Genomic DNA, 12804 nt, shown 5'->3' on the forward strand with positions numbered 1-12804 from the left:
GGCCGTGGTGGCCATCATTCATCGTGCGCAGTTGAATCCGTCCAAGAACGACTTGCTCCGAGCGTGGGTACCCACGCAGCCGTGGCTCGGCTCCGTCGACTGTTCGACGCTCGAACGCGTCGACGCTTATCGTTTCGACGACCCGGACGGTGAGGTCGGAATCGAGACGCACCTGCTCCGCTCGGCAGACGGTCGAATTCTTCAGGTCCCGCTCACCTACCGTGGTGCTCCGCTGGCCGGGGCGGACGCTGCACTGATCGCAACCATGGATCATTCGGTGCTGGGCGAGCGGTGGGTGTACGACGCGTGCTGTGATCCGGTTTACGTGACCGCGTTGGCGACCGCGATTCTCACCGGCGGTACCGGGGTCGAGTTGGTCTTCGCGGATTCGGGCGATCACATTCCGGTGACCGCGCACGTCACGGGCAGCGGTAAGGCCGGGGCGTCGGTACCGGTCGTCGAATCGGTGACCTGCTCGACAGTGGGCACCGACACGATCATCAGCGCGGGAGGCCTGGAACTGACTGTGGCGAGGGTGATCGACGCAGATCGAGTCTCGGACTCGGAAACTCTCACTGGAACCTGGCCGGGGCAAACGATTCCTGCGCTGCTCGTGACTGTCGCCTGAGCGTCAGCGGACGCCCTCGATGACACCGGGCATTGCGTCGAAGTCGAAGACACGCGCGTGCAGTACGACGCGGTTTCGCAGGGCGGAGCGAACCGCTCGGTGCAAGCCGTCCTCGAGGTAGAGCGTGCCGCGCCACTGCACTGCGTGAGGGAAGAGATCGCCGTAGAAGGTCGAGTCCTCCGACAGCAGGCGATCGAGTTCGAGGACCTTCGTGGTGGTCACGATCTCGTCGAGTCGAACCTGACGTGGAGGGAACTTCGACCAGTCGCGTAGAGACAGTCCGTGATCGGGATACGGTTTGCCGTCCATCACGCCTTTGAAGATCATGTGCCGCCTTGTCCGTGGTTGTGCGATCGGCCGTTCACCGATCTCAGTCCACAGTAAGGGCAACAGCCGTCTCTGGCGCTCGGGCGATTAGACTGCCAGTGGGATCCGATGTGTAAATGTCGGTGTTTGTTCTGTTCAGGAAACGGAGGTGGCAACGATGTCGAGTACCGACGACAGGCGTTTCGAGGTCTTACGTGCAATCGTGGCCGATTACGTCTCCACCCAGGACCCGGTGGGATCCAAGGCACTGGTCGAGCGTCACAACCTCGGAGTGTCGAGCGCCACTGTGCGCAACGACATGGCATTCCTCGAGGCCGAGGGCTACATCGCCCAACCGCACACCAGTTCCGGGCGCGTCCCCACCGACAAGGGATACCGCGAGTTCGTCGATCGCATCGCCGACGTCAAGCCCATGTCCGGGCCGGAGCGTCGAGCGATCCTCGAGTTCTTGGAATCAGGCGTCGACCTCGACGACGTTCTGCGCCGCGGTGTGCGACTGCTCGCGCAACTGACCCGTCAGGTCGCGGTTGTCCAGTACCCGTCGCTGTCCGCATCGTCGGTTCGCCACCTCGAGGTGGTCGCACTGACGCCCGCGCGTCTGCTCCTCGTTCTCATCACCGATTCCGGCCGCGTCGATCAACGAATCGTCGAACTCGGGGACGTTCTCGAAGACGAGGATTTGTCCCGGTTGCGCACGCTTCTCGGCGGAGCACTGGAAGGCAAGCGCCTGGCCGCCGCGTCGATTGCCGTGGCGGAACTGGCCGACGAATCTCCGGCCGACCTGCGCGACGCCGTGATCCGGTCGGCAACCGTTCTGGTCGAGACCCTGGTCGAGCATCCGGAAGATCGCCTTGTCTTGGGCGGAACCTCCAACCTCACGCGCAACGCCGCCGATTTCTCCGGTCTGGCCGGCTTTCCGGGATCGCTGCGCGCAGTGCTCGAGGCACTGGAAGAGCAGGTAGTGGTCCTGAAACTGCTCGCTGCGACGCAGAATTCCGGCACGGTCACCGTTCAGATCGGTGAAGAGACGCAGGTCGAGCAGATGCGCGGAACCTCCGTGATTTCGACTGGCTACGGCGCGGCCGGTACCGTTTTCGGTGGTGTCGGTGTGCTCGGACCCACTCGGATGGACTATCCGGGAACAATTGCATCGGTTGCCGCCGTTGCCAGATACATCGGCGAAGTTCTCTCCGAGCGATGACGGGCGTCGACATTCGTCGACACACCTCCTCGCGAGGACTGAGGAAAACCTAGAAGTAAGAGAAGGACGAGAGACTCAACGTGGCACGGGATTACTACGGATTGCTCGGCGTCGACAAGAACGCGACAGACCAGGAGCTCAAGCGCGCTTACCGCAAGCTGGCACGCGAACTGCACCCGGACGTCAACCCTGACGAGGCGGCGCAGGCCAAGTTCAAGGAGATCTCGACGGCCTACGAGGTCCTGACCGACCCGGAGAAGCGTCGCATCGTCGATCTCGGCGGAGACCCCCTCGAGTCCGGTGGCGGCGGAGGTGGCGGTTTCGGCGGCGGATTCGGTGGCGGTGGCCTCGGCGACGTCTTCGAAGCATTCTTCGGCGGCGGTGGCGGCGCAGGACGTGGCCCGCGCGGTCGAGTTCAGCCCGGAGCCGACTCGTTGCTTCGCACCAAGCTCACCCTCGCAGAATGTGCGACGGGAGTCAGCAAGCACGTGACCGTCGAGACGGCGATCCTGTGCGACAGCTGCACCGGTGCCGGAACCAACGGCGACTCCAAGCCGGTGCGCTGCGAGACCTGCAACGGTGCCGGTGAAGTTCAGTCCATCCAGCGTTCGTTCCTCGGCCAGGTCATGACTTCGCGTCCCTGCCCGACGTGCCGCGGTGCCGGTGAGACCATCCCGGATCCCTGCCACAAGTGTGGTGGCGACGGCCGAGTTCGGGCCAAGCGTGACATCACCGTGAAGGTTCCCGCGGGCGTTGCCGGTGGCATGCGCATCCGTTTGACCGCGCAGGGTGAAGTGGGCCCAGGCGGCGGACACCCCGGCGACCTCTACGTCGAGATCGTCGAGCAGCAGCACGACGTCTTCGTTCGAGACGGTGAAGACCTGCACTGCACGATCCGCGTTCCGATGGTCGACGCAGCGCTCGGTACGACTGTCACCGTCGACACCATCATCGACGGCCCCAAGGAAATCACCATCGAGCCAGGCACCCAGCCCGGGCACGTTGCTGTTCTTCGTGGTCACGGCATGCCGAAACTGCGGTCGGGAGTGCGCGGCGACGTCCACGCTCACCTCGAAGTGGTCATCCCGAGCCGTCTCGATCACAAGCAGTCCAAGCTGCTCAAGGAATTCAAGCTGCTCCGCGATCGTGACGAGGCCGAAGTTGTCTCGACCAACTCGCAGAACAGCGGTGGATTGTTCTCGCGTCTTCGCGAAGCATTCAGCGGCCGCTGACGGTGGCCGCAACGGTCTTCTTTCTCGACCCGGTTCCCGGTGTCGGTGAAATCGCGGTTCTGGACGGACAGGAGGGTCGCCACGCGGCCACCGTCCGCCGGATCGGCGTCGGCGAGCGTTTGGTTCTGGCCGACGGTCGTGGCCGGGTAGCCGATGCCGAGGTGACCAGCGTCGGCAAGGATCGCCTGGAACTGTTGGTCAGTGACGTCCAGGTTCTGCAGCAGCCCAAGCCGCTGGTGACACTTGTTCAGGCACTTCCCAAGGCCGAGCGTTCCGAGTTGGCCGTCGAGCTGGCGACCGAGGCGGGGATCGACGCGGTGATTCCGTGGCAGTCCCTGCGGTGTGTTGCCAAGTGGGAGGGACCGAAGCTCGCCAAGGGCGTCGCACGCTGGAGAAGTGCCGCCATGTCTGCGGCGAAGCAATCCAGGCGCGCATTCGTCCCGGAGATTTCGGAGCTGCACAAGACGGCGGCGGTGATCACGTTGGTTCGCGACGCCGTTGCCCGCGGCGCTGTGGTTGCGGTGCTTCACGAATCGGCGACGACGCCGCTGGCCGGCTTGCCGCTCGCGAGCGCGGACGAGGTCTTTCTGGTTGTCGGTCCCGAGGGTGGACTGGACGATTCGGAGATCAGTGCGTTGTCGGAGGCCGGGGCCACTCCGGTGCTTCTCGGCCCGACGGTCCTGCGTACGTCGACCGCCGGAGCCGTCGCTCTGGGCGCAATCGGAGTGCTGACCGATCGCTGGGGACCGCGACCACTGCACTGATCTTGCTGTGATCCCGAGCTGAATTGGATCCGGCGCTCAGCGAAGTGTCAGATTTGCGCACTATCGTAAGGACGTCGGGGGTCGCCTTCGGCGTGAGTTGGTTCGGGGATTTCAGGAGGCCAGATGTTGTCACGTGCGCATATGCGAATCGTTGGAGCGGTGTGTGCCGCGGCGGCGATGATGCTGGTCGAGGGGTGCACAGTCTCCACCGGAGACAACGCGGGTTCCTCCAGCAGTGCCGTCACCACCACACCGACCAGCGAGGCGCTCGTCACCGTCACACCGGCGGACGGCGGAACCCCGGTGAGTCCGCTCGATCCCATCGAGGTCCAGGTCGCGAAGGGAACGCTGACGACCGTCGCGCTGACCAACCCCGAAGGTAAGGAAGTCGCCGGCATCACGACGCCGGACAAGACGTCCTGGAAGCCGAGCGAACCGCTCGGGTACGGCAAGACCTACAAGTTGATCGTCGACGCCGTCGACGCGAATGGTGTTGCCACGACCAAGAACACGACGCTGACGACGGTCGCTCCGAGCAATCAGACTCGCGCGTACATCAACACCACCGGCGGCGCCTCGATTTCGGACGGTGGCACGTACGGCGTCGGCACTGTCGTCGCCGTCCATTTCGACGAGTTGATCGGTGACAAGGCCGCGGCCGAGAAGTCTCTGGTGGTCACCACCAATCCGCCGGTGCAGGGATCGTGGTACTGGGTCGACGGTCAGAACGTTCACTGGCGTCCGCAGAATTACTACGCACCAGGCACGACGGTGTCGGTGAACGCGAACATCTACGGCAAGCAGTTGGGCAACGGTCTGTACGGCCAGCAGGACGACACCGTGTCCTTCAAGATCGGTGACTCCCACGTCTCGGTCGCCGACGACAACACCAAGATGGTGACGGTCTACGAAAACGGTCAGGTGATCAAGGAAATGCCGACCTCGATGGGAATGGGCGGCACCGAGACGATCGGCGGCACGACGCTCTCGTTCTGGACCCAGCCCGGCACGTACACCGTCATGGACAAGGCCAATCCCGTGATCATGGATTCGTCGACCTACGGGCTGCCGATCAACTCGCGCCTCGGGTACAAGGAATCCATCAACTGGGCCACCCGCATCAGCACCGACGGCATCTATCTTCACGAGTTGGAGAGCACCGTCTGGGCGCAGGGAAACACCGATACCTCGCACGGTTGCCTCAATCTCAGTGCGGCCAACGCCAAATGGTTCTTCGATTTCTCGCAGCCAGGAGACGTCGTCGAGATCAAGAACACCGGCGGCGCTCCGCTGGAGGTCTGGCAGAACGGCGACTGGACGCTCTCGTGGGCCGACTGGGCCGCAGGCAGCGCCCTCGCCTGAGAAAAGATTTCCTCCGGTGCCTCGATTCAAGATTCCTTACGGCCGACACGAGCAGCAGTTCGGGCATCTCTACGTCCCCGACGGAGCCGCTGACGGCCCGATCCCGATCGTCATGCAGATCCACGGCGGCTTCTGGAGCGGGCAGTACGGATTGACTCTGGGCACCGCGTTTGCCGTCGAACTCGCGCGGCACGGCGTCGCGGTGTGGAACATCGAATACCGCCGTCTCGGGGCGGGCGGTCGTTGGCCGGAGATGTCCGCCGACGTGAAAGCCGCGTACGACGAGATCCCCGGACTGGTTGCCGCGAAGTCTTCGGCCGAATTCGATCTGAAGCAGGTACGCCTGCTCGGGCATTCGGCCGGCGGACATCTCGCCGTATGGCTGGCGGGGGAGAAGGACACGTTCACCCGACCCGAACGGGTCATCGCCCAGGCGGCCGCACTCGATCTGGCGTCGGCAGGCGAGCGTGGACGACGGATCAGCTTCATCGAGGATCTGTTCGGCGTTCCGTTCGACGCGGACCCGGATCTGTATCGCAGTGCGTCGCCGCAGCATCGACTGCCGATCGGTGTTCCCGTTGTGTGCCTCACGGGTGCGCAGGATCTGCAGGTGCCGGCCAAGGTGAGCTCCCGGTATGCACAAGCTGCCGAAGCGGCTGGTGATCCCGTCGCGCTGCGTGTGATCGAGGGCGAAGGACACGATGCCTTTCTTTCACCCTCGACCGAGTCCTGGCGGGTCTCCCGCGAGTTGGTTCTCGCCGAAGACCTGCTGGCTCCGATCACGTCAGACTGACACAGGGCCTTCTTGCACGGGGACCTTCTTGCCCGGCAGGATGAACGCGACGACAACTGCGCCCACGAACAGGGCAAGCCCGCCCGCCCAACTGGCCGCCGAAATCGCGTCGGCATAGGCACTGCCGGCCGCCTCGAGCAACGGCTGTGCCTGAGCTGCAGCCAACGGGTTGCCTGCCATCTCTTCGGCGACCAACGAAGCGCCGCCGACGGATTCGCCCGACACCTCCATCGCGTACGCGGCTTGTTGCGCAAGTTCGCCTGTCAACTGCGGAACCTGCATGCCATTGATGAATCCGGCAATCGAATCCTTGTAGCTCGCAGCGAGGATCGAGCCGAGGATCGCGATTCCCAGCGAGCCGCCGAGTTCGATGGCGGTGTCGTTGAGGCCACCCGCAGCGCCGAGATCGTCCTCGGAGAAGTTGTCCATGATGGCGTCGGTGGCCGGCGGTTCGCTGAGGCCGATGCCCAGGCCGAGCAGGATCAGTGGGACTGCGAACATCCAGTAGCCCGAATCGCCGTCGACCTGCGTGAGAATCAGAACGCCGATCGCGGCGACGACCATGCCGCCGACGATGGACGCTCGGACGCCGATCAGTGGGGTGACTCGGCCACTGACCACTGCGCCGATCGAGACGGCAATTGCCAAGGGCAGCAGACGAACACCGGTTTCGAGTGCCCCGTATCCGAGGATGAACTGGAATTGCTGCGAGATGAAGTAGATGGCACCGAAGGCGGCCAGGAACAACAGAAGTACAGCGAGCGTCGCGCCGCCGACCATGCGCTGGCCGAGCTTACGGACGTCGAGCAGTGGCTGCGGGTGGCGCAGTTCCCAGACCACGAACGAGGCGAGGCCGATCGCGGCGAGTGCAGCGGCACCGATGGGTCCGCCGCTCCACCCGAAGTGGAATCCGTTGATGATCGAGTACACGAGCGAGCCGATGGTGACCACCGAGAGTGCGCCGCCGATCCAGTCGATGCGGCCCAGGTGCTCGGCCTTGCTCGGCGGCACCAGAATTACGGCGGCGACGGCAGCGACTGCGGCGATCGGGACGTTGATCAGGAAAGTGATGCTCCAGGAATGACTGTCGAGAATCCATCCGGCCAACAGCGGACCGAGTGCAATCGCGAGACCCGATGTCGCCGCCCACGCCGCGATGGCGCGTGATCGCTCCGCTTTGGGAAAGGTAGCGACCAGAAGGGAGAGCGTCGCGGGCATGATGATCGCGGCGCCGGCGCCCATGATCATTCGTGCCGCGATGACGGCGTTGGTGGTGTCCGCGATGCTGCCGAAGACGGCGCCGCCGGCGAACACGGCGAGTCCGGCGAGAAGTGCGCCGCGGCGACTGTACTTGTCACCGATCACGCCGAACAGCAGCATCAATGCGGCGTAGGGGACGGTGTAACCGTCGATGACCCATTGGAGTTGAGTGCTGGTGAGGCCGAGGTCTCTGGTCATGTCCGGAGCAGCGACGATCAGCGCGGTATTCGCCATCACGACGATCAGCAGACTCAGGCACAACACCCCGAGCGCGGCCCACCGCCGTGAGTACGGGTGGTCCATCTCCGAGACAGGTTTGCTCATGAGTGTCGTCATGGCGCGACTCCGTTCCTGATGATCGAAGACACTCCTCGATCCATTTGCACACTGATGTGTAAGTTAATAACTTGCACACCGATGTGCAACTATGATTGACCTAGATCACAGTTGGGCAGTCGAAAGAGGTGGAACGCGCGTTGACGCATTCGGGCACAGTCGTTTCGGGAACTGCCGAATCGGGCGGACGGCAGCGTCGTAGTCAGGCCGCGGCCAATCGCAATCGCATCATCGAGGCGGCGATCACGGCGTTCGCTGCTGATCCGGATGCGAGCATGGACGACGTCGCAAAGGCCGCCGGTGTGGTCAGGCGAACCGTCTACGCGCATTTCGACAGCCGTGAGGCCCTGATCAACGGCATCGTGGACGAGGCGTCGACCGATCTCGTTGCCGCGCTGAGCAAAGCCGGTGAGCCGCCCGAGCGACCGGATCTGGCGACTGCCGTACTGGCATTGCTGTCATGGCCGGTCGGCGATCGATTCCGGATGCTGCTCAGCTTTGCTCGCAAAGAGTTGGGGGAGCAGCGGATTCTCGATCTGATGGAACCCGCGCGCGCCGTGAGTATCAGCGTCGTCGAGCGCGGTCAGCGTGACGGGACGTTCTCGACGTACCTGCCGGCCGAGACTTTGGTGGCGATGACCGAGGCGATCACGATCACTTTGTTCGATCAGGCCAACAGTGGGCTCATCACGGACTCCGGCGAATCCTTTGCCGCGGTGTGCCTGGTCATCGCTGGTATCAGTCCGGAGCGAAGTGCCGAGATTGTCGCCGAAGCGTCGGAATGGATCCGAGAATCGCTGCCGTCCGGTCGCCGCGAGGATTGAGCCGCGACGATTAACAAGTGGGCCGTGTCCGACTCTGGCGCTAGACTTCGAAGTATCGAGGCTCACGAGTCGAGTGGGCTGATCGGACCAGAAAGCAGGCCATATTCACCACGTGAGTGAACACAGTGAACTCGACGGGAACCGTGTAACCACCATCACCGAGCGCGCTCTGCCTGCAGAGCGCACCGTCCGTTCGAGTATGGATCTGGCGCCGGAGACCGTGCGTCAAATCCTGGGGGCGACGGACGAGAATCTCACCGCGATCGAACGTGAGCTTCGTGCCGATATTCACGTACGTGGCGGAACCATCAACTTGTCCGGAATGCCTGCCGATGTAGCGCTGGCAGAACGTGTGTTCAGTGAGTTGGCGTCGCTGGCCGGTCGGGGGCAGCCCATCGCACCGGATGCTGTCCGGCGAACCATCGGCATGCTCACCAACGAGGTCGGCGAGTCTCCGGCCGAGGTCCTCTCCCTCGACATTCTTTCGCGTCGGGGCAAGACAATTCGGCCGAAGACTCTGAACCAGAAACGCTACGTCGACGCCATCGACGAGAACACCATCGTGTTCGGAGTCGGCCCGGCCGGTACCGGCAAGACCTACCTCGCCATGGCCAAGGCCGTTCAGGCGTTGCAGGCCAAGCAGGTCTCTCGGATCATCTTGACCAGGCCGGCAGTCGAGGCCGGCGAGCGACTGGGCTTTCTACCCGGCACGCTGCACGAGAAGATCGATCCGTACCTGCGCCCGCTGCACGACGCATTGCACGACATGATGGATCCCGAGGCGATTCCGAAGTTGATGCAGGCCGGAGTCATCGAGGTCGCTCCGCTCGCCTACATGCGTGGCCGCACGCTCAACGACGCCTTCATCATCTTGGACGAAGCGCAGAACACCACGGCCGAGCAGATGAAGATGTTCCTGACCCGTCTCGGGTTCGGTTCCAAGATCGTGGTCACCGGAGACGTGACCCAGGTCGATCTGCCGGGCGGAGCCCGCTCGGGTCTGCGTGCGGCATCCGAAATCCTCACCGGGATCGACGATATTCATTTCGCCACTCTCGACAGCAGCGACGTCGTACGTCATCGGCTGGTCTCCCACATCGTCGACGCTTACGAGCGTCACGAATCGGATCGGTCCGGCGAGTTGGCGGTCGGAAACCGTGCGCAGCGCCGCGCTGCACATGCTCATTCACCGCGACGGTAGGCTGAGCGACGCATCAACCCTTACTTTTCCCAGGAAAGAGCGTCGCACATGAGCATCGAGGTCTCGAACGAATCGGGCATGGACATCTCCGAACCGGAGTTGATCAGCGTTGCCCGTTTCGTGATCGCTCGGATGGATGTCCATCCGGCGGCCGAGCTGTCGATGGTTCTCGTCGACTCCGCGACGATGGCGGATCTGCACGTTCGCTGGATGGACCTGCCGGGTCCGACCGACGTCATGTCGTTCCCGATGGACGAACTCGAGCCTGGTGGCCGTCCCGATTCCCCCGAGCCGGGGCCGTCGATGCTCGGCGACATCGTGTTGTGTCCGTCTTTTGCTGCGGATCAGGCCGACAAGGCCGGGCATTCACTGGCTCACGAACTGGCACTCCTGACCGTTCACGGTGTGTTGCACCTCCTCGGCTACGACCACGCGGAGCCGGAAGAGGAGAAGGAGATGTTCGGCTTGCAGAACAGCCTCCTCGAAGAGTGGTACGAAGACCTTCGCCGTATCGACCGCGAAGCAGCACTGGCCGAACGTGATCAGAAGCTGCTCGGTAAGACGGGTTTCGTCGACGGAGTGGACCGATAACAGTTATCCGGGGGTTCTGTAGTGAGTAGCGCCATAGCGCTCTTTGTTCTGGCGATTGCTCTTGTCCCGGTCGGTGGTGTCTTCGCGGCCGTCGACTCGGCGCTCAACACCATTTCGTCGGCGCGCATCGACGAGATGGCGAAGGAAGAGCGAGCCGGTGCGGCGCGAGTGCAACGCATCCTGACCGATCGTCCGCGATACGTGAATCTGATGGTCCTGCTTCGCATTTTGTGCGAGATCACGGCCACCGTCGTACTCGTGGGCGGCCTGATCGACGTCCTCTCGTTGGGCTGGGCGCTGACCGTCACCGCGGTGATCATGGTTCTCGTCTCGTACGTGGTCATCGGCGTCGGACCGAGAACGCTTGGGCGCCAACATGCGTACTCGATCGCGATGGCAGCGTCTCTGCCACTGCTCTGGATCGGTGTTCTGCTCGGGCCGATCAGTCGCGTCCTGATCCTCGTCGGTAACGCCTTGACCCCGGGTAAGGGCTTCCGCAACGGTCCGTTCGCTTCGGAAATCGAGTTGCGCGAACTCGTGGACATGGCGCAGGAACGCGGCGTCGTGGCCGACGAAGAACGCCGAATGATCCAGTCCGTCTTCGAGCTCGGAGACACGTCGGCGCGCGAGGTGATGGTGCCCCGCACCGACATGGTGTGGATCGAGAACGACAAGAATGCCGGGCAGGCAACGTCGTTGGCGGTCCGGAGTGGTCACTCGCGCCTGCCGGTCATCGGGGAGAACGTTGACGACGTGCTCGGTGTCGTCTATCTCAAGGATCTGGTCAAGCAGACCTACCACCTGCCTGACGGCGGACGAAACGTCAACGTCTGCGACGTCATGCGGCCCGCGGTGTTCGTTCCCGACTCGAAGCCGCTCGACAGCTTGCTGGCCGAGATGCAGCGCGACCGTAACCACATGGCGATCCTCGTCGACGAGTACGGCGGAATCGCCGGGCTGGTCACGATCGAGGACGTCATCGAGGAAATCGTCGGTGAGATCGCCGACGAGTACGACGAGGACGAGACGCCGCCGATCGAGGATCTCGGCGACGGAATGTTCCGCGTATCCGCAAGGCTCCCGATCGAAGACCTCGGTGAATTGTTCGATCTCGAACTCGAACTCGACGAGGTCGAAACCGTCGGCGGGCTGATCGGATACGTACTCGGCCGAGTTCCACTTCCCGGTTCCGAAGTGGAGTACGACGGTTTGATCCTGCGCGGCGAGGGAACCAATACGGGCCGGGGACGGGTACGCATCAGCACGGTGTTCGTGCAGCGCATCCCGCGGTCCGAAGACGAAGAGACAGAAGACACCGATGACTGAGCGAGTGTTCAGCGAGGAGCAGTTATGAGCAACAACGAATTCCGGTCAGGCTTCGTGTGTTTCGTGGGTCGGCCCAATACGGGTAAGTCCACGCTGACCAACGCGTTGGTCGGCAGCAAGATCGCGATCACGTCCTCGCGCCCGCAAACTACGCGCCATACGATTCGCGGCATCGTTCACCGCGAGCATGCGCAGCTGATCCTGGTCGACACCCCCGGACTGCACAAGCCCCGCACCTTGCTCGGGCAGCGCCTCAACGACCTGGTTCGTGACACCTACTCCGAGGTCGACGTCATCTGCCTGTGCATCCCGGCTGACGAGGCCATCGGGCCCGGCGACCGCTGGATCGTGCAGCAGGTCCGTCAGATGGCGCCCAAGACCAAGCTGGTCGGCATCGTCACCAAGATCGACAAGGTCAGCCGCGACGCCGTCGGCAAGCAGTTGCTCGCGCTGTCCACCCTGCTGGGCCCCGAATCCGAGGTTGTCCCGGTGTCCGCGCAGTCGGGTGAGCAGGTCGAGATCCTGGTCGACGTCCTTGCCGGTCTGATGGACGAGGGCCCGGCCTTCTACCCGGACGGGGAACTGACGGACGAGCCCGAAGAGGTGCTCATGGCCGAACTCATTCGTGAGGCTGCGCTCGAGGGCCTCGGTGAAGAATTGCCGCACTCCTTGGCCGTGGTGATCGAGGAGGTCATCCCGCGTGAGGGTCGCACCGAGAAGCAGGGCGAGATGCTCGACGTCCATGCGTTGCTCTACGTCGAGCGGCCCAGTCAGAAGGGCATCGTCATCGGTAAGGGCGGCGCGCGGCTGCGGGAAGTCGGTACCAGTGCGCGCCTGCAGATCGAAAAGCTGCTCGGTGTGCGGATCTTCCTGGAGTTGCACGTCAAGGTCGCCAAGGACTGGCAGCGCGACCCGAAACAGCTCGGCCGGCTGGGCTTCTAGGGCCTCCGGCCCCGTGA

At 63.5% G+C, this 12804-nt stretch carries 13 protein-coding genes; 11 read left to right on the plus strand and 2 right to left on the minus strand.

Annotated features, from left to right (window positions below):
- The first annotated feature begins 7 nt into the window (after positions 1-7).
- A complete protein-coding gene (locus tag ACFWEM_RS25355; RefSeq protein WP_378538157.1) occupies positions 8-628 on the plus strand; it encodes a hypothetical protein in 621 nt (206 codons plus the stop codon).
- A gap of 3 nt (positions 629-631) precedes the next feature.
- Here ACFWEM_RS25355 and ACFWEM_RS25360 read toward each other — a convergent pair whose 3' ends face one another.
- Positions 632-955, minus strand: a complete 324-nt coding sequence (locus ACFWEM_RS25360) for a type II toxin-antitoxin system VapB family antitoxin (RefSeq protein WP_003944521.1) — start codon at positions 953-955, stop codon at positions 632-634.
- Between the two features lie 157 nt (positions 956-1112).
- Here ACFWEM_RS25360 and hrcA point away from each other — a divergent pair, with 157 nt between their 5' ends.
- From hrcA to ACFWEM_RS25385, 5 genes are all read left to right on the plus strand, one after another.
- Positions 1113-2156, plus strand: coding sequence for a heat-inducible transcriptional repressor HrcA (hrcA, locus tag ACFWEM_RS25365; RefSeq protein ID WP_003944583.1), 1044 nt, complete (start codon positions 1113-1115; stop codon positions 2154-2156).
- Positions 2157-2236: 80 nt separating this feature from the next.
- Entirely contained in the window at positions 2237-3388 is a 1152-nt protein-coding gene (dnaJ, locus tag ACFWEM_RS25370) for a molecular chaperone DnaJ (protein WP_230813909.1), read from the plus strand.
- Positions 3389-3390: 2 nt separating this feature from the next.
- Positions 3391-4152: a 16S rRNA (uracil(1498)-N(3))-methyltransferase gene (locus ACFWEM_RS25375; protein ID WP_378538160.1), complete on the plus strand. Its 762-nt coding sequence runs from the start codon at positions 3391-3393 to the stop codon at positions 4150-4152.
- Between the two features lie 123 nt (positions 4153-4275).
- The gene (locus tag ACFWEM_RS25380) at positions 4276-5514 is read left to right on the plus strand and encodes an Ig-like domain-containing protein (RefSeq protein WP_378538163.1); all 1239 of its coding nucleotides are present in this window, start codon (positions 4276-4278) and stop codon (positions 5512-5514) included.
- A 16-nt stretch (positions 5515-5530) separates the two neighbouring features.
- On the plus strand, positions 5531-6307 hold the full coding sequence (locus ACFWEM_RS25385; protein ID WP_378538166.1) for an alpha/beta hydrolase family protein: 777 nt from the start codon (positions 5531-5533) through the stop codon (positions 6305-6307).
- Here the strand turns inward: ACFWEM_RS25385 and ACFWEM_RS25390 are convergent.
- A complete protein-coding gene (locus tag ACFWEM_RS25390; protein ID WP_378538169.1) occupies positions 6299-7903 on the minus strand; it encodes an MFS transporter in 1605 nt (534 codons plus the stop codon). The two genes, ACFWEM_RS25385 and ACFWEM_RS25390, sit on opposite strands and share 9 nt — an antisense overlap.
- 128 nt (positions 7904-8031) lie before the next feature.
- On the opposite strand from ACFWEM_RS25390, the gene ACFWEM_RS25395 reads away from it, so the two are divergent.
- The 5 genes from ACFWEM_RS25395 (at position 8032) to era (ending at position 12787) form a co-directional block, all read left to right on the plus strand.
- Positions 8032-8727, plus strand: coding sequence for a TetR/AcrR family transcriptional regulator (locus tag ACFWEM_RS25395; protein WP_378538171.1), 696 nt, complete (start codon positions 8032-8034; stop codon positions 8725-8727).
- Between the two features lie 112 nt (positions 8728-8839).
- On the plus strand, positions 8840-9928 hold the full coding sequence (locus ACFWEM_RS25400; RefSeq protein WP_378447893.1) for a PhoH family protein: 1089 nt from the start codon (positions 8840-8842) through the stop codon (positions 9926-9928).
- A gap of 48 nt (positions 9929-9976) precedes the next feature.
- Positions 9977-10519 carry an rRNA maturation RNase YbeY gene (gene ybeY / locus ACFWEM_RS25405; protein WP_003944525.1) on the plus strand — a complete coding sequence of 181 codons (543 nt, stop codon included), beginning with the start codon at positions 9977-9979 and terminating at the stop codon, positions 10517-10519.
- Between the two features lie 21 nt (positions 10520-10540).
- Positions 10541-11845 (plus strand): hemolysin family protein, encoded by a 1305-nt coding sequence (locus ACFWEM_RS25410; RefSeq protein ID WP_378447894.1) that lies wholly within the window; start codon positions 10541-10543, stop codon positions 11843-11845.
- 24 nt (positions 11846-11869) lie between these two features.
- On the plus strand, positions 11870-12787 hold the full coding sequence (era, locus tag ACFWEM_RS25415) for a GTPase Era (protein ID WP_230813895.1): 918 nt from the start codon (positions 11870-11872) through the stop codon (positions 12785-12787).
- Positions 12788-12804: the final 17 nt, after the last annotated feature.

It is taken from the genome of Rhodococcus sp. NPDC060176 (assembly GCF_042728675.1).
Taxonomy (GTDB): domain Bacteria; phylum Actinomycetota; class Actinomycetes; order Mycobacteriales; family Mycobacteriaceae; genus Rhodococcus_F.

Coding starts and splice junctions, on each gene's coding strand:
- ACFWEM_RS25360 (WP_003944521.1), bottom strand. CDS start 955: ATGATCTTCAAAGGCGTGATGGACGGCAAACCGTATCCCGATCACGGA.
- hrcA (WP_003944583.1), top strand. CDS start 1,113: ATGTCGAGTACCGACGACAGGCGTTTCGAGGTCTTACGTGCAATCGTG.
- ACFWEM_RS25380 (WP_378538163.1), top strand. CDS start 4,276: ATGTTGTCACGTGCGCATATGCGAATCGTTGGAGCGGTGTGTGCCGCG.
- ACFWEM_RS25390 (WP_378538169.1), bottom strand. CDS start 7,903: ATGACGACACTCATGAGCAAACCTGTCTCGGAGATGGACCACCCGTAC.
- ybeY (WP_003944525.1), top strand. CDS start 9,977: ATGAGCATCGAGGTCTCGAACGAATCGGGCATGGACATCTCCGAACCG.
- era (WP_230813895.1), top strand. CDS start 11,870: ATGAGCAACAACGAATTCCGGTCAGGCTTCGTGTGTTTCGTGGGTCGG.